Consider the following 14661-nt stretch of genomic DNA (forward strand, 5'->3'; position numbering starts at 1 on the left):
CCACCGCCCCGCTGGTAAAGCGGTCCCAGCGCAGTCGGGTACCGTCGGCGAGGGCGATCTCGACGTCGTCGAGGAACAGCCGGCGCAGCTCGATGGGTAAAGGCAGTTCGATGGCCTCCGGCGGTGCGCCGGCGGGGGCGTCCTCGTCGCCTGCCTCGGCCTGGGTGCCGGCAAGCCGGATCCGGGCGCCCTCCACGTCCAGGCGCTCCAGGCACAAGCGACCGGCGAGCAGGCAGTCATCGGCCCAGGCCAGCTCCAGGCGCTCCACGGCGACGCTGGCGGGGCCGGCCTCCAGCCGCAGGCCCTCCAGCACCAGGCGATCCAGCGGCGCCCCCTCGTGGGCCTCCAGGCGATAGAGGCCGCGCTTGGCGCCCTCGTCCAGGAGCAGGCCCGTGCCCCAGGGCGACAGGGCCAGGCCCAGTACCAGGACCACCAGGCCGAGGCACCACAGGGGCAGCAGGATCAGCAGGCGAATGAGCGCCCAGAGCAGGCTCAGAACTCTGGACCGATGGCGAAGTGAAGGCGCCACGAATTGTCCTCGTCGTCGAAGGGGTGAGCGATGTCGAGACGGATGGGACCGACCGGCGAGATCCAGCGTACGCCCAGGCCGGCGCCGGTGTTCAGGTCGTCCGGCCCCCAGGCGTCGAAGGCATCCCCGGTGTCGACGAAGGCCGCGCCCCACCAGTCGCCGGTGACGCGACGCTGCCACTCGAGGCTGTAGGTGAACAGCTGCTGGCCGCCGGTCAGGCGGCCCTCCTCGTTGCGCGGCGAGAGGCTCTCGTAGCCGTAGCCTCGCACGCTGTTGTCGCCGCCGGCGAAGAAGCGCAGCGAGGGTGGGATCCCGGCGAAGTCGTCGGTGTCGATGGCCCCCAGGTGGATGCCGGTGACCAGGCGGTTGGCGTCACCGAAGGAGCGGATCCAGCGCGACTCCGCGGTCAGGCGCAGGAAGTCGGTGTCCGAGCCCCAGAGCCCGTCGGAGACCTCGAAGGCGACCCGCTGGCGATCCCCCCAGTCGGGGAAGGTGGGGTTGCGCGTGCGGGTGCGCGACCAGCTGATGCCCGGGTAGAGCAGCAGCACCTGCTGCGCGTCGCCTCCCTGGGTGAAGTCCTCGAAGGTGGTGCGCACGTAGAGGCTCTGGATCCAGCCGTTGTCGAACTCCCAGCGACGGGCCCCCTCCAGGGTGGTCTCCAGGGAGCGGGTGTCCTCGTCGTCCTCGTGGCGCAGCCCGTACTGGAAGCGATAGCTGTCGCGCAGCGGGTTGTCGAGCGGCAGGGTGTAGACGCCGCCCAGGCGCTGCTCGGGGCCCGAGAGATAGACTTCGTGGTCGAGGCCATGGCCCAGGCGGTTGATCCACGGCTGCTCCCAGGAGAACCGCAGGCGCGGGCCCACGTCGGTGGCGTAGCCGACGCCCACCTCGAACTGGTGGCGATCGGCGGGCGTGACGGCGACGTCGAGGGGCACCTCGGGAGAATCGTCCCGTCCGACGGAGGCCGTGGCGGCGGCCAGGGCCGCCCCGCTCAGGCGTGGTGTGGCAGCCCGGGATCCGTCGACGTCCAGCTCGTGCCACCACCCCAGCGGTGTCTCGTCCAGGTCCAGGCGGGTCTCCTGCAGTCGCGGCCGGACGGTGACCGAGGCGAACCACTCGGTCTGGCCGAGTCGCTGGTTGTAGCGGGCCAGCTCGCCGGCCAGGTAGGGCTCGCCGGGGGCGAAGGGCAGCATGCGCAGCAGCCGTTCCGGCTCGATATGGCTGCCGGTGATGGCGACGTCGCCGAAACGGTAGCGGGGACCGCTGTCGAATGCCAGGTGGAGCCGGGCGCTCTCGGCGAAGGGACGCACCTCGAGGCGCCGGTCGAGGTAGCGCCAGTCGAAGTAGCCGCGCTCCAGGGCCAGGTTGGCCAGCCGCCCCCGCAGGCGATCATAGGGGGCGTGGACCAGCGGATCCCCCACGCTCAGCGGGAAGGCGTCGATGGCCTCCCCGAAGGGGGGATCGTCCTGCGCCTCGCCCTCCAGCCGGAAGTCCAGCGTCTCGATGCGCACCCGGGGACCGGGTTCGATGACCAGTTCGACGAACGCCGGCGGCTCGCCGTCGTCGAGCTGCAGGTCGATCTCGGGCTCATAGTAGCCGTAGACGCGCATCGCCTCGCGGGTTCGCCGCTGGGCCTCGCCCTCCAGGCGGGCACGGCTGTATTGGGACTCGTCGAGCCCATCGAGGTAGAAGCGAACATTCTCCGCCACGTCATCCGGAAGCCCCTCGATGCGGGCCTCCAGGCTCCAGGCCGTACCCGAGGGGGCCAGCAGGGCGAGGCCCGACAGCAGGGTCGCGGCCGTGAGGCGTGTTGCCAAGCGATTCTCCATATCCAACGCCTTCCCCACTGCGACTCCCGGGAGAGGTCGCGGACGGCTCAGGGCCTGAGCGCCTCGAGTCGGGCACTGAGGGCCAGTTGGGCGCGGCGCAGCTCACCGAGTTCGGCCTCCAGGGAACGCATCCGCTCCGCCAGGGCCTCCATTCGTTCCTGCTCATCATCCCGTGCCGCGTTGCCGGCTTCAAGCGTCTCGCCCAGTTCGTCCAGGCGAGCCTGCAGGCTCTCACGCTCATTCTCGGCCTCCTGCTCATGCCGGTCGAGTCGCCGGACGAGCTCGTCCCGGGCCTCCTCGAGGCGCGCCAGGGCCTCGCCCTGGCCGGCCTCGGCCTCCAGGGCGGCGAGACGCTCGTCGAGACGCCGTTCGTCCTGCCGATGCTCCTCCACCAGGCCGTCGAGGCGCTCGCCCAGGGTCGCCCGGCCCTCGTTGCCGGCGCGCTCGAGGGCATCCAGCGACGCCTGAAAGGCCTCCAGCATGGCCTCCCGATCGGCCGCCGCTTCGCCGATGCGGCTGAGACGTTCGCCCTGTGCCTGCTGGCGCGAGGCCAGGTCGTCGAGGCCATCCGCATGCTCCACCTGGAGCGCTTCCAGTTGCTCCCCTTGCGCCTGGTCGCGTGCCGCCAGGTCGTCGAGCCGCGCCTCGAGCTGCTCCAGTGAGTCCCCCTCCCCCATGGTCGCGTCGAAGCGGGCATGGACGTTGGAGAGTTCTCCGCCGAGGCGCGTCAGCTCGGCCTGGAAGCGCTGGCGTTCCTGCCAGCCGAACCAGCCGAGCGCTCCCAGGGCCGCGACCAGCACCAGGACGAGCAACCACAGCGGCCACACCCTGGGGGGATCCGGGTAGCGGTGGCGATGTCCCGCCAGGCTGGCCTCGGGATCCGGAACGATCGGCCGGGAATACCGGCGGTCTTCCGGGCGCTCTGCCATGCTCGACTCCTCGTACGGCGTAGGGTGGGATGCCGACCCGCGGGGTGGCTGCTATGATGCGCGGCGCCCCGCACGGCCTGGCCCGTATTGTAAGGGGTTTGCGACCGCCGGCGCACGGGAGCCGGCCAACGCAAGGGGTCAACCGTCCAGCAAGGAGCGAGCACATGGCATTCGAACTCCCCGCCCTGCCCTACGACACCAGGGCCCTCGAGCCGCACCTCTCGCGGGAAGCCGTGGCGGGTCGCTATGGCCGCGACCACCGGGCCCATGTGGAACGCCTCAATGCCCTGGTGGCCGGCACCGAGCACGAGGGCCGCAGCCTGGAGGCGATCCTGCATGCCGCTTCGGGCGAGACGTTCGCGCAGGCCGCCGAGGTCTGGAACCTCACCTTCTTCTGGCACTGCCTGTCGCCCCGGGGCGGTGGCGAGCCCGGCGGGGGGCTGGCCGACGCCATCGTCGCCGGATTCGGCTCGCTCGAGGAGTTTCGCCGTGCCTTCGAGGCCCGTGCCCTGGCCGGGGCCGGCTGGACCTGGCTGGTCAGGGACGCGCATGGCGGCCTGGTGATCCGTGAGCTCGACACGCCGCTGGTACACGGGGTGATTCCGCTGCTGGGCGTCGAGGTCCGGGAACGCGCCTACGGGCACGACTATCCCGGGGCCCCCGAGGCCTACCTGGCAGCGCTCTGGCGGGTGGTGAACTGGGACTTCATGGCCCAGAACCTCGCCGACCGGGTCGGCGAGGCGGGTCGTTGAGCGGTCGGCCCGGTGGCGCGGACCGACTCAGGGGTCGGCGCGCCGGCCGATGCCGCGGTAATACAGCCCCTGGCCGGCCACCCAGGTGGGGTCGTAGATATTGCGACCATCCAGCAGCAGGCGCTCGCCGAGCAGCTCGGCGAGCCGAGGCCAGTCCGGGCTCCAGTAGGCCTTCCACTCGGTGACCAGCATCAGCGCATCGGCCCCGCGGCAGGCCTCGTAGGGGTCGCCGTCGAAGGTCTCGAGCAGCGGATGCTCGCCCACCTCGGCATGCAGTGCCGGAAGGGCCGCCGGATCGTGCAGCCGCACCCTCACCCCCTGGGCCCACAGCGAACGCAGCAGGGGCAGCACCGGCGCATGGTCGATGCGCGCCGTGCCCGGCTTGAAGGCCGCCCCCCAGATCGCCAGGGTGCGCCCCTCCAACCGCCCCTGGAAGTGCGCCCAGAGCTTGCGGAACAGCGTCTCCTTCTTGTGCTCGTTGATGTCCAGGACCTGCTCCAGCAGCGCCGAGCGTCGCCCGCTGGCCGACTGGACGTCGGCCAGCCGCATCAGGTCGCGGGAGAAGTTGGGCCCGCCGAAGCCGCAGCCGGGATAGAGGTACTCGTAGCCGATGCGCGGATCGGCGCCCATCCCCCGACGCACGAACTCCACATCCACGCCCAGGCTGTCGGCCAGGCCGGCGATCTCGTTCATGTAGCTGATACGGGTGGCCAGCATGCCGTTGATCGCCAGCTTGGTGAGCTCGGCGGCGCGGCGCGGCATGCGCTGGATCACCTCGCTGCGGCGGTTGAAGGCGCGCAGCAGCTCGCGCATGCGTGCCTCGGCCGCCGGGTGGTCGCAGCCCAGCAGCCAGCGGCCGGGGCGGGTGAAGGTCTCCCAGGCGCGCCCCTCCTCCAGCAGGTCGGGCAGCGCCACGGCGTGGCCGCGCCCCGCCAGCTGGGCCTCCAGGCGGTCGGTCTCGCCCACCGGGAAGGTGGAATTGTTGACCAGCACCCGCTCGGTCTCGCCGTCGGCGGCCAGGGCGCCGAGCAGCGGGGCAAGGTCGCCGCGCTGAGCGGGCGAGAGCGACAGCCACACCACCTCGGGGGCGGCTGGGCCGGCCTCCGCCGCGGCCCCCAGCAGCCGCAGGCTGCCGTTGGCCAACCCCTCCTCGAGCTGGGCCAGCAGGTGCGGCTCGCGGCGCAACCAGTCGGCCCGGCGCAGGGACGTCCAGGGGAAGTCGGCGTGGGGCAGCCAAACGACGCGGTGCCCCACCCAGGAGAGGGCCGCGGCGGCTGTCGCCGCGGCCAGTTCGCTGCCGTGGACCAGGACGCGCATGGCCTCAGGCCTCGCCGGCGTAGCGGGCGAGCAGCTCGCGGAAGCCCGCGCCGTAGCGCGCGTGGCGCCGGCCGTAGGCGAGGATCGCCTCCAGGTAGCCGAGCTGGTGACCGCAGTCGTAGGTCTTGCCGCGCATCCGCCAGGCGTCGACGCCCTCCTGGCGCCGCAGGGTCTCGATGGCGTCGGTGAGCTGGATCTCGCCGCCGGCGCCGGGAGGCGTCTCGGCGAGCAGCGGGAAGATGCGGCCCGGCAGCGCATAGCGGCCGATCACCGCCAGGTCGGAGGGAGCCTCGGCCACCGCCGGCTTCTCGACCACCCCGGCCAGGGGACGCGACTCCCCGGGTGCCGGGGTCTCGCCGCCGGTGTCGACGATGCCGTACTTGTAGACCAGCTCGTGGGGCACCTCCTCCACCATCAGCTGGCTGCGGCCGCTCCGCTCATGGGCATCGAGCATGCCGGCCAGGTCGTTGCGCTCCAGGCCCTCGCCGTCCACCAGGACGTCGGGCAGCAGCACGGCGAAGGGCGCATCGTCGCCCACCACCGGCCGGGCGCAGAGCACGGCGTGCCCCAGGCCCAGGGGCTCCGACTGGCGCACGCTGATGATGTTGACGTCGCCGGGGACGATCGAGCGCAGCTCCTCGAGCAGCTCGTGCTTGCCCTTGGCCTCCAGGCTCGCCTCCAGCTCGAAGTGCTTGTCGAAGTGGTTCTCGATGGCGCCCTTGGTGCCATGGGTGACCAGCACGATGTCGCGGATGCCGGCGGCCACCGCCTCCTCCACCACGTACTGGATCACCGGCCGGTCGACGATGGTGATCATCTCCTTGGGAATCGCCTTGGAGGCCGGCAGGCAGCGGGTGCCGAAGCCGGCGACGGGAAGCACGGCCTTGTTGATCATGGGGCAGTCCTTGTCGAAAGTCTCGTCGTTAGTGGATGTCGGCGCCAAGGCTCGGCGCGGGCCAGGCCATCGTGCCGAGCGGGTCGCCGCGACCCCGTTACCGCGACTGGCCGTGGGAATGCCGGTCCGGGAACGGGTATCATGGCCCCATGATACCGGACGTGCCGCGACCTGGCACCGTGTCGGCGCACCGACAACCCGACTTCGAGACAGCCACAGTGATTCCTGAACGGAGAGTGCAGATGGGCGAAACGCAGACGCACGCGGGCAACGTGGATCCCGGCGAGATCGCCAAGTTCGAGGCCCTGGCCGGCCGCTGGTGGGATCCCCACGGCGAGTTCAAGCCGTTGCACGACATCAACCCCCTGCGCCTGGATTTCATCGATGCCAGGACCGGCCTGGCCGGCCGGCGGGTGCTGGACGTGGGCTGCGGCGGCGGTATCCTCGCCGAGGCCATGGCCCACCGTGGGGCCGACGTCACCGGCATCGACCTGGGCGAGGCCCCGCTGGGCGTGGCGCGGCTGCATGCCGAGGAGAGCGGCGTGGCGGTGGCGTATCGTCGGGTCAGCGTGGAGGAGCTCGCCGAGGAGGCCCCCGGCGAGTTCGACGCGGTGACCTGCCTGGAGATGCTCGAGCACGTGCCCGACCCGGCCTCGGTGGTGCGCGCCTGCGCCACCCTGGTCAAGCCCGGCGGCCAGGTGTTCTTCTCGACCCTCAACCGCAACCCCAAGGCCTATGCCCTGGCGGTGCTGGGCGCCGAATACGTGCTGCGCCTGCTGCCCCGCGGCACCCACGACTACGCGAAGTTCATCCGCCCCGCCGAGCTGGCCGGCTGGTGCCGAGAAGCGGGCCTGGCGGTGCGCGAACAGAGCGGCCTGACCTACAACCCGCTGACCCGGCGCTACCGGCTCTCGCCCACCGACGTCTCGGTGAACTACCTGATGCACTGCCGTCGGGAGGCGGCATGAGCCACATGCCCGTGCCCGCCGCCCTGCTCTTCGACCTCGATGGCACCCTGGTGGATACCGCCCCGGACCTGGCGCGAGCCACCAATGCCCTGCGTGCCCACCACGGCCTCGCCCCCCTGCCCTATCCGACCATCCGCGCCCAGGTCTCCAACGGCGGCAGCGCCCTGGTGACCCTGGCACTGGGGCTGGAGAAGGCGGCTCCCGGCCACGACGCGGCCCGGACCTTCCTGCTGACGGCCTACGGCGAGGCGCTCGCCGCCGAGAGCCGGGTCTTCCCTCCGCTGGAACCGCTGCTCGCCGACTGGCAGGCCGACGGGCGCCCCTGGGGGATCGTCACCAACAAGCCGCGCGCCTACGCCGCTCCGCTGGTGGCGGCCCTGGGATTGCACCCCGGCGCCCTGCTCTGCGCCGACGACCTGCCGGTCAAAAAGCCCCACCCGGCGCCGCTGCTGGAGGCCGCCCGGCGGCTGGCCGTGAGCCCCGCGGCGTGCTGGTACATCGGCGATCACCTGCGCGACATGGAGGCGGCACGCGCCGCCGGCATGGCCGCCGTGGCGGTGGGCTATGGGTACATCGAGGAGGGAGACGACTTCCGGCGCTGGCCCGCCGACCTGTGGTTCGAGACCGGCGAGGCGCTGGTGGCGGCACTGACCGAGCGCTGAGCTTGGCACCCCCGAGGCGCGGAAAACCTGGCGACCCTGCCGGCCGGGAACAACACTGAGAGATGGTCACCACTACCTCGCCCCCGCATGCCGCGGGAGCCGGGACGTTTGTTCTCAGCCCGTTCCATCCGGGTATGCCGGGGGTTGCCACGCATGCTGAAACGTTGTCCGCACTGCCGGAGCTACGGCATCCTCAAGCATCGTCGTGCCTGGTGGAGGCGCCTGGCCAGGCGACCGCATACCTACGGCTGCATCGACTGCGGGCGCACCTTCTCCCGGGAGGAGGCCCTCGCCTCGACACCCGAGCCGGCGACCGCAACGCCCAGGACACCCCCCCCTGCCGATACCGGGCCTGGGCGGAGACGCTGGTGGCCATTCGGTACCCGCCGGCTTCCGCGGCGCCTGCTCATGGCCCTGCGTCTCGCCCGCCTCGGGCCGGGCGCCTTCTCGGGGCTATGGCAACGGCTCGGCATAGCCCCGATCGAGGTCTGGGTCATCAAGCAGATCGATACCGAGGTGCTGCACCTCTGCGGCATCGGCACCCTGCACACCGAGCAGCGCCCCTGGCGCGCGCTGACGGACCTGAAGCGGGGACGCTACTGCGGTGGCGTGCGCCTCGGGCAGACCGGCATCGTCCTCAACAGTCGGCTCTTCGCGGCGCTGATTCCGCTCGACTCCCTGCACCTGGAAGGGCCGGCAAAGGCGCGCTGGCAGGGACGTGACTGGCAGGTCTCCCGGGTGCCGCAGCGCAGTTGGCAGTACGAAGGACGGCTGGTTGCCCACCCCGAGCCCGGCGGTGGTCAAGCGAGGCTGGTCAGCGGCGAGGACGTGGCCGGTATCCGCGACAACATCGACCCCGATGCCTGTCCCCCGGGGACCGCGACCTTCCAGCCGGGGACCCATTGGGGGGACCCGGCCATCAGCGCCTGGAAGGCCAGGGTGCGCCGCCATTCGAAGGACGACCCCCACTGATCGGGGCACCCTGTCACCGCCACGGGGCGGAGGGTATCACGACCGCGGCGGCTGGGCGTCGAAACGCTCGCCGTTGTGGCCGCGGCTCTCCGGGCCCATCAGCCACAGGTAGGTGGGCATGATCTGCTCCGGCGTACGCAGGGTGTCGGGATCCTCCCCCGGGTAGGCGGTGCGGCGCATCTGGGTACGGGTGGCGCCGGGGTTCAGGCTGTTGACGCGGATGCTGCCCAGGTGCTCCAGCTCGTCGGCCAGCACCTCGACGAAGCCCTCGGTGGCGAACTTCGACACCGAGTAGGCGCCCCAGTAGGCCCGCCCCTTGCGGCCCACGCCGGACGAGGTGAAGATCACCGAGGCATCCTCCGAGGCCCTGAGCAGCGGCAGCAGCGCCTGGGTCATCCAGATCGGCCCGTTGAGGTTGACCTGCATCACCTGCTCCCACAGCTCGGGATTGTACTGGTCGAAGGGCATGATGCGGCCCAGCAGGCCGGCATTGTGCAGGATGCCGTCCAGGCGGCCGAACTCCTTGTCCAGGGTCTCGGCCATGTCGTGATAGTCCTTGAGGGTGGCGCCCTCGAAATTCAGCGGGAAGATCGCCGGCTGGGGCCCGCCGGCAGCCTCGATCTCGTCGTAGACCTTCTCCAGCTTGGCGATGGTGCGTCCCAGCAGGATCACCGTGGCACCGTGACGGGCATAGGTCAGGGCCGCGGCGCGGCCGATGCCGTCGCCGGCCCCCGTGACCAGGAGGATGCGCTCCCGCAGCAGGTCGCCCGGCGCCTGGTAGTCGATCTTGCAGGTGGTCATGGGCTCTCCTCGGTGATCAGTTGCCGGACTGACGCAGGAAATCGTTGGCCAGCCCCGCCGCCGTGCTCTCCGGGTAGTCGTCGCGCACCCGCTCGAGCAGCTCGCGGCTCGCCTCGGGCTCGCCCTGGCGCGCCTTGAGCAGGCCCAGCTTGTAGAGGGCGTCGGGCACCTTGTTGCTCTCCGGGTGGTCGTCGAGCACGGTGCGGAAGGCCGCCTCTGCCGGCTCCAGGTCACCTTCGGCGGCGTGCAGCTCGCCCAGCCAGTAGTAGGCATTGGCGGTCAGGCCGCTGCCGGGATGCTCGGCCACGAAGCGCTCGAAGGCGGCGATGGCCTCGCCGAACTCGCGGGACTGCACCCGGGCGAAGGCCTGCTGGTAGGCGGCCTGGGCATCGGCGTCGGTACCGCTCGGCGACGGCGTCTCGGCGACCTGGCGGGCGGCCTCGTCATCGACCTCGGCGGCGGCATCCACGCCGACTCCGGCGGATGCCGAGGCGAGACGATCCTCGAGGTCCAGGTACTGCTGGCGGGTCTGGCGACGCAACTGCTCCAGTTGGTGGCGCAGCTCCTCCACCTGGCCACGCAGCCGGCGGATCTCCTCCTGGTGCTGTTGCACCTGGTTGAAGATCACCAGGCTGCCCCCCGCCTCGTCGCGGGTCTCCGCCTGCTCGTAGAAGGTGCGCGGCTGGTCGGTGAGATCCTCGATCACCGGCTGCTGCGCCTGGGCGGGGAGCCATACGGACAGCGGGAGCACCAGGGCTCCCGCGCCGCACAGTCCCTTCAGACCGTGTTTCATGCGTGTCTCCATCGACGCGGGATGCGTGCCTCAGTAAGCGAAGACGACCCGACGGTTCTGGGCGTAGGCGTCCTCGTTCTGGCCGCGGGCCGCCGGGCGCTCCTCGCCGTAGCTGACCACCTCGACCTGGGAGGGAGAGACGCCCTGCACGGAGAGGAAATCCTCCACCGCCCCGGCACGACGCTCGCCGAGCGCCATGTTGTACTCGCGGGTGCCACGCTCGTCGGTGTGGCCCTGGAGCACGACACGGGCGCCACCGTTGTCGCGTAGGTAACGCGCGTTGGCGGCCAGCACCGGTTCGAACTCGCTGCGGATGCGGTCGCTGTCGAACTCGAAGTAGATGGTGCGCTGCTGCGGGATACGGCCGTCGGCCTGCTGGTCGGAGCCGGCGGTGCCGCCGAGCCCGGAACCGCTCACCTGGCCACTGCTGACGCCGCTGCCGTCGGCGCCGTCACGGGAGCCGTCCATGGAGCCGTCCTGGGTGCCGCCGGTGCTCGAGCAGCCGGCCACAAGGGCCAGCGACAGGGCGGCTGCCAGGGTTCGGGCATAGGGCTTGAATTGCATCGTGTCACTCCTGAAAAGTCAGTTCAGAAAGGGCGACCATGCGGGTTCCCGCACGTCTCCCTGAGCAGAGGGCAGCCGGAAGGACGCGCGTCCATCGGCGGTGACTGCCCCCAACACCCCGCTGTTTCCCTGCTGGGTGGCGAAGATTACCATGGTCCCGTTGGGCGCAACACTGGGGGATTCCTCCGAGCCCGAGTCGCTCAGCGTCACCAGGCGCCCGCTCTCCAGGTCCTGGCGGGCCACCTGGTAGCCGTTGTTCGAGCGGTGGATCAGGAACAGCGATTCGCCGTCCGGCGCGAAGCGACCGCGGGCGTTGTAGTTGCCGGTGAAGGTGAGGCGCTCCTGTTCGCCGCTGGCGAAATCGTGGCGGTAGAGCTGGGGCCCGCCGCTGCGATCGGAGGTGAACACCAGGCTGCCGCCGTCGGGGGACCAGGAGGGCTCGGTATCGATGGCCGAGTCGTTGGTGATCCGCTGCAGGTCGCGCGAGCCGACGTCCATCACGTAGATCTCCGGCTGGCCGTCCTTGGAGAGCGACATGGCCAGCCGCCGGCCGTCCGGCGACCAGGCCGGGGCGCCGTTGATGCCCTCGAAGGAGCTGGCACGCACTCGCTGGCCGGAGGCCAGGTCCTGGATGTAGATGGCCGGGCGCTCGGTCTCGAAGGAGACATAGGCCAGCTTGCCGCCGTCCGGGGACCAGGCCGGCGACAGGATCGGCTCACGCGAGCTCAGCACCTGCTGGCTGTTGCGACCGTCGGCGTCCGCCACGTAGAGGGCGAACTGCATGTCGTCGCCGACGCCTTGCGAGGTCACGTAGGCGATACGCGTCGAGAAGGCGCCACGAATGCCGGTGATCGCCTCGAAGATCTGGTCGCTGGCGTAGTGGGCGGCGCCGCGCAGCTCGCCCTCGCTGGCGGTCACCACCTCGCCGAGCATGCGCCGTTCGCCGCTGATGTCCAGCAGCTCGTAGCGCAACCGATAGCCGTCGCCGTCGCGGCTGGCGGTGCCCACCACCAGGTAGCGGACGTCCAGGGCCCGCCAGTCGCCGTAGCGCACCTGGTCGCCCTCGCTGGGGGTATCCATCATCTGGCGCCGTGGCAACGGATCGAAGTAGCCGCTGCGTTCCAGGTCGTCGTGGATCACCTGGGCCACGTCCTCGGGCAGGTCCTCGCCACCGGCGAAGGGCACCACCGCGATGGGCGTGGCGCGCTCGTTGCCGCGGGTGATCTCGATGGTCAGGTTGGCCTGGGCCTGGGCCAGTTGGCTCAGGAGCAGCAGGCAGGCGGTGAGCCAGGCGGTCATCAAGGGCTTCATGAGCTTACGTCTCCCGGTCTGAAGCGCAGGTTGAATTGACGGTAGTCCCGTTGCACGGCGGCTGGCAACTGTCGCAGTTCGGCGAACGGAGCGGCCGCTTCCACGGCCTGGATCGCCGAGCGGTCGAAGGCGCTGTCGCCGCTGGAGTTCGAGATGCTGGCCGCGAACAGCTCGCCGGAGGGCCCCAGGCGCACCGTCACCACCGCCGTGGCATTGGACGGCACATTGGGCGGGATCACCCAGGCCTGCTCCACCGCGCGGCGTACCAGGGCGATGAAGTCGTTGGCGGCCTCCTGACCCTGTTGGGCATTGGCGACAGCCTCGCTCTCGCCCTCGATGGCGCGATCCAGACCCTGGTCGGCCGCCTCGGCGGCGCGCCTGGCCGCCTCCTCGCGCTGGCGCTGCTCCTCGGCCTGACGCTGGCGTTCGGCCTCCTCTTCGGCCTGGCGCTGGCGTTCGGCCTCCTCCTCGGCCTGGCGCTGGCGTTCGGCTTCCTCTTCGGCCTGGCGCTGGCGTTCGGCCTCCTCCTCGGCCTGGCGCTGGCGTTCGGCCTCCTCCTCGGCCTGGCGCTGGCGTTCGGCCTCCTCCTCGGCCTGGCGCTGGCGTTCGGCTTCCTCCTCGGCCTGGCGCTGGCGTTCGGCTTCCTCCTCGGCCTTGCGCTGGCGTTCGGCCTCCTCCTCGGCCTGGCGCTGGCGTTCGGCCTCCTCTTCGCGCTGGCGCTGCTCCTCGGCCTCCCGCTGGCGGCGGGCCTCTTCCTCCTGACGCTGCTCCTCGCGCCGGCGGGTCTCCTGCTCGGCCTCTTCGGCACGTCGCGCCGCCTCGGCCTCGGCGGCCTGACGGGCCTCCTCGCGCGCCTGCTCTTCGGCCTGGCGCTGAGCCTCTCGCTCTGCCTCGCGCTGCTCCTCGGCGGCTGCCGCCTCGGCTTCGCGGGCGGCCTCCTCCTCGGCCTGGCGCTGCTCCTCGGCCTGGCGCTCCCGGGCACGGGCGCGGGCCGCCTCGGCGCGCTGGGCCTGGTCGGTCACCGTCTCGGTGCTGACCAGGGTCGCCTGGACGATGGAGGAATCCGGCTCGGTATCGCGGGCAGGCAGGCTGACGATGCTGACCAGCAGCACCAGGACGTGCAGCCCTACCGCCAGCAGGGTCGGCAGGCCGTAGCCCACCCGGGCGTGTCGTCTGGCCATGGCGCCCTCACTCCTCCCCGCTCGGGGGCTCGGAGATCAACCCGACGTTGGCGACGCCGGCCACCTGGAGGGTGCTCATCAGGGTGACCACCTGGCCGTAGGAAACGTTGCGGTCGCCGCGCACCATCACCGGCGTACGGGGATTGCGCTCCAGCAGGATGATCACCCGCTCGGCCAGCTCGTCGAGGTCGACGGTGGTCTCGTCACCGCCCAGCGAAAGGAAATACTGGCCGTCGCGATCCACCGAGACGATGATCGGATCGTTGTCCTCGGGGTTGTCGATGGGCTCGGAGCTGACCTGGGGCAGGTCCACCTGGACGCCCTGGGTCAGCATGGGCGCGGTGATCATGAAGATCACCAGCAGCACCAGCATGACGTCGATGAAGGGCACGACGTTGATCTCGCCCATGGGCTTGCGGGATCCCCCGCGATGGAAGGGTCCATGCATGGCGTGACTCCCTCAGGCGGCGCCGGCTTCGGCCCGGCCCTGCAGATTGCGGTGCAGGATGGAGTGGAACTCCTCGGCGAAGTCCTCGTACTTGCCCAGCAGGCGGCTGGATTCCGCCGACAGTCGGTTGTAGAAGATCACCGCGGGTATGGCGGCGAACAGCCCCATGGCGGTGGCGATCAGCGCCTCGGCGATCCAGGGAGCCACGGTGGCGAGCGTCGCCTGCTGGGCCATGGACAGCGACTGGAAGGAGCCCATGATGCCCCAGACGGTGCCGAACAGGCCGATGTAGGGGCTGGCCGAGGCAACGGTGGCCAGAAACACCAGGTGCAGGTTGAGGCGGTCTTCCTCCCGGGACCAGGCCACGCGCATGCTGCGCTGGACGCCGTCGAGGATCGCCTGGGGGCTTCGGGTCTTGGCCAGCAGGCGATTGAACTCGCGAAAACCGGCGCGGAAGATGTGCTCGGCGCCCTGGGTCTCCTGCTCGGTGGGCGTCTCGCGGTAGAGTTCGTTGAGGTCGACCCCGGACCAGAAGCGGTCCTCGAAGCTACGGTGGGCCCGGTGTGCACGGCGCATCACGAAGGTGCGCTGGAAGATCACGATCCACGAGAGGATCGAACCCACCGTGAGCAGCAGCATCACCAGCTGCACCACGGTGCTGGCGCTCATGATCAGATGGGGAATGGACATGGAGTCGTTCACGGGCATCCTCG

The 14661-nt window shown here is 70.9% G+C and carries 15 protein-coding genes and 1 pseudogene; 4 read left to right on the forward strand and 12 right to left on the reverse strand.

The window, feature by feature from the left end:
* The 3 genes and pseudogenes from QWY80_RS05115 to QWY80_RS05125 form a co-directional block, all read right to left on the reverse strand.
* Positions 1-529: pseudogene (locus tag QWY80_RS05115) on the reverse strand (autotransporter assembly complex protein TamB); the annotation flags it as partial.
* On the reverse strand, positions 493-2355 hold the full coding sequence (gene tamA / locus QWY80_RS05120) for an autotransporter assembly complex protein TamA (protein WP_290229627.1): 1863 nt from the start codon (positions 2353-2355) through the stop codon (positions 493-495). The pseudogene QWY80_RS05115 and the gene tamA, both read right to left, overlap by 37 nt.
* A 47-nt stretch (positions 2356-2402) precedes the next feature.
* Entirely contained in the window at positions 2403-3284 is an 882-nt protein-coding gene (locus tag QWY80_RS05125; RefSeq protein WP_290229628.1) for a hypothetical protein, read from the reverse strand.
* Positions 3285-3448: 164 nt separating this feature from the next.
* Here QWY80_RS05125 and QWY80_RS05130 point away from each other — a divergent pair, with 164 nt between their 5' ends.
* On the forward strand, positions 3449-4036 hold the full coding sequence (locus QWY80_RS05130; RefSeq protein WP_290229629.1) for a Fe-Mn family superoxide dismutase: 588 nt from the start codon (positions 3449-3451) through the stop codon (positions 4034-4036).
* 27 nt (positions 4037-4063) lie between these two features.
* Here the strand turns inward: QWY80_RS05130 and QWY80_RS05135 are convergent, their stop codons facing one another.
* Both QWY80_RS05135 and galU read right to left on the reverse strand, forming a co-directional pair.
* The gene (locus tag QWY80_RS05135) at positions 4064-5353 is read right to left on the reverse strand and encodes a UDP binding domain-containing protein (RefSeq protein ID WP_290229630.1); all 1290 of its coding nucleotides are present in this window, start codon (positions 5351-5353) and stop codon (positions 4064-4066) included.
* Positions 5354-5357: 4 nt separating this feature from the next.
* Complete coding sequence (gene galU / locus QWY80_RS05140; protein WP_290229631.1) at positions 5358-6248, reverse strand: UTP--glucose-1-phosphate uridylyltransferase GalU; 891 nt, start codon at positions 6246-6248, stop codon at positions 5358-5360.
* A gap of 242 nt (positions 6249-6490) precedes the next feature.
* Between galU and ubiG the strand changes: the two genes are divergently transcribed.
* The 3 genes from ubiG (at position 6491) to QWY80_RS05155 (ending at position 8850) form a co-directional block, all read left to right on the forward strand.
* On the forward strand, positions 6491-7216 hold the full coding sequence (ubiG, locus tag QWY80_RS05145; RefSeq protein WP_290229632.1) for a bifunctional 2-polyprenyl-6-hydroxyphenol methylase/3-demethylubiquinol 3-O-methyltransferase UbiG: 726 nt from the start codon (positions 6491-6493) through the stop codon (positions 7214-7216).
* Positions 7213-7878, forward strand: a complete 666-nt coding sequence (locus QWY80_RS05150) for an HAD-IA family hydrolase (RefSeq protein WP_290229633.1) — start codon at positions 7213-7215, stop codon at positions 7876-7878. Before ubiG ends, QWY80_RS05150 begins: the two co-directional genes overlap by 4 nt.
* 408 nt (positions 7879-8286) lie before the next feature.
* Positions 8287-8850, forward strand: a complete 564-nt coding sequence (locus QWY80_RS05155; RefSeq protein ID WP_290229634.1) for a hypothetical protein — start codon at positions 8287-8289, stop codon at positions 8848-8850.
* 36 nt (positions 8851-8886) lie between these two features.
* On the opposite strand, the gene QWY80_RS05160 is transcribed toward QWY80_RS05155, so the two are convergent.
* From QWY80_RS05160 to tolQ, 7 genes are read right to left on the reverse strand one after another with little or no spacing between them, the layout of a single operon-like run.
* Positions 8887-9651, reverse strand: coding sequence for a YciK family oxidoreductase (locus QWY80_RS05160; protein ID WP_290229635.1), 765 nt, complete (start codon positions 9649-9651; stop codon positions 8887-8889).
* A 16-nt stretch (positions 9652-9667) separates the two neighbouring features.
* Positions 9668-10444: a tol-pal system protein YbgF gene (ybgF, locus tag QWY80_RS05165; protein WP_290229636.1), complete on the reverse strand. Its 777-nt coding sequence runs from the start codon at positions 10442-10444 to the stop codon at positions 9668-9670.
* A 30-nt stretch (positions 10445-10474) separates the two neighbouring features.
* On the reverse strand, positions 10475-11008 hold the full coding sequence (pal, locus tag QWY80_RS05170; protein WP_290229637.1) for a peptidoglycan-associated lipoprotein Pal: 534 nt from the start codon (positions 11006-11008) through the stop codon (positions 10475-10477).
* An 18-nt stretch (positions 11009-11026) separates the two neighbouring features.
* On the reverse strand, positions 11027-12319 hold the full coding sequence (tolB, locus tag QWY80_RS05175) for a Tol-Pal system beta propeller repeat protein TolB (protein ID WP_290229638.1): 1293 nt from the start codon (positions 12317-12319) through the stop codon (positions 11027-11029).
* On the reverse strand, positions 12316-13500 hold the full coding sequence (gene tolA, locus QWY80_RS05180) for a cell envelope integrity protein TolA (protein WP_290229639.1): 1185 nt from the start codon (positions 13498-13500) through the stop codon (positions 12316-12318). The genes tolB and tolA overlap by 4 nt, the downstream gene beginning before the upstream one ends.
* Before the next feature lie 7 nt (positions 13501-13507).
* Complete coding sequence (tolR, locus tag QWY80_RS05185; protein WP_290229640.1) at positions 13508-13948, reverse strand: protein TolR; 441 nt, start codon at positions 13946-13948, stop codon at positions 13508-13510.
* Positions 13949-13960: 12 nt separating this feature from the next.
* Entirely contained in the window at positions 13961-14650 is a 690-nt protein-coding gene (gene tolQ / locus QWY80_RS05190; protein ID WP_290229641.1) for a protein TolQ, read from the reverse strand.
* Positions 14651-14661 lie beyond the last annotated feature (11 nt).

Origin of the sequence: Halomonas ramblicola (genome assembly GCF_030409215.1) — a bacterium.
Lineage (GTDB): Bacteria > Pseudomonadota > Gammaproteobacteria > Pseudomonadales > Halomonadaceae > Halomonas > Halomonas ramblicola.

Coding starts and splice junctions, on each gene's coding strand:
- tamA (WP_290229627.1), bottom strand. CDS start 2,355: ATGGAGAATCGCTTGGCAACACGCCTCACGGCCGCGACCCTGCTGTCG.
- QWY80_RS05125 (WP_290229628.1), bottom strand. CDS start 3,284: ATGGCAGAGCGCCCGGAAGACCGCCGGTATTCCCGGCCGATCGTTCCG.
- QWY80_RS05130 (WP_290229629.1), top strand. CDS start 3,449: ATGGCATTCGAACTCCCCGCCCTGCCCTACGACACCAGGGCCCTCGAG.
- QWY80_RS05135 (WP_290229630.1), bottom strand. CDS start 5,353: ATGCGCGTCCTGGTCCACGGCAGCGAACTGGCCGCGGCGACAGCCGCC.
- galU (WP_290229631.1), bottom strand. CDS start 6,248: ATGATCAACAAGGCCGTGCTTCCCGTCGCCGGCTTCGGCACCCGCTGC.
- ubiG (WP_290229632.1), top strand. CDS start 6,491: ATGGGCGAAACGCAGACGCACGCGGGCAACGTGGATCCCGGCGAGATC.
- QWY80_RS05150 (WP_290229633.1), top strand. CDS start 7,213: ATGAGCCACATGCCCGTGCCCGCCGCCCTGCTCTTCGACCTCGATGGC.
- QWY80_RS05155 (WP_290229634.1), top strand. CDS start 8,287: ATGGCCCTGCGTCTCGCCCGCCTCGGGCCGGGCGCCTTCTCGGGGCTA.
- QWY80_RS05160 (WP_290229635.1), bottom strand. CDS start 9,651: ATGACCACCTGCAAGATCGACTACCAGGCGCCGGGCGACCTGCTGCGG.
- ybgF (WP_290229636.1), bottom strand. CDS start 10,444: ATGAAACACGGTCTGAAGGGACTGTGCGGCGCGGGAGCCCTGGTGCTC.
- pal (WP_290229637.1), bottom strand. CDS start 11,008: ATGCAATTCAAGCCCTATGCCCGAACCCTGGCAGCCGCCCTGTCGCTG.
- tolB (WP_290229638.1), bottom strand. CDS start 12,319: ATGAAGCCCTTGATGACCGCCTGGCTCACCGCCTGCCTGCTGCTCCTG.
- tolA (WP_290229639.1), bottom strand. CDS start 13,500: ATGGCCAGACGACACGCCCGGGTGGGCTACGGCCTGCCGACCCTGCTG.
- tolR (WP_290229640.1), bottom strand. CDS start 13,948: ATGCATGGACCCTTCCATCGCGGGGGATCCCGCAAGCCCATGGGCGAG.